The sequence below is a fragment of the Pseudomonas sp. Kh14 genome (assembly GCF_900291005.1).
Classification (GTDB): domain Bacteria; phylum Pseudomonadota; class Gammaproteobacteria; order Pseudomonadales; family Pseudomonadaceae; genus Aquipseudomonas; species Aquipseudomonas alloputida.
Genome location: NZ_OLKJ01000318.1, coordinates 1 through 235, shown reverse-complemented (window position 1 = coordinate 235; position 235 = coordinate 1). Strand labels below are relative to the sequence as shown.

Genomic DNA, 235 nt, shown 5'->3' with positions numbered 1-235 from the left:
GAACACCACCTTGCCAAGGTGGGGGTCGCGAGTTCGAACCTCGTCTTCCGCTCCATATAAAGCGCCCGTAGCTCAATTGGATAGAGCGTTTGACTACGGATCAAAAGGTTAGGGGTTCGACTCCTCTCGGGCGCGCCATAAACGGGAAGTAGCTCAGCTTGGTAGAGCACTTGGTTTGGGACCAAGGGGTCGCAGGTTCGAATCCTGTCTTCCCGACCATTTATGGGGCCTTAGC

The 235-nt window shown here is 55.3% G+C and carries 2 tRNA genes; both read left to right on the top strand.

Annotated features, from left to right (window positions below):
- The first annotated feature begins 61 nt into the window (after positions 1-61).
- Positions 62-138 (top strand) — tRNA-Arg (locus tag FQ668_RS28275).
- Positions 139-142: 4 nt separating this feature from the next.
- A tRNA-Pro gene (locus tag FQ668_RS28270) sits at positions 143-219 on the top strand.
- Positions 220-235 lie beyond the last annotated feature (16 nt).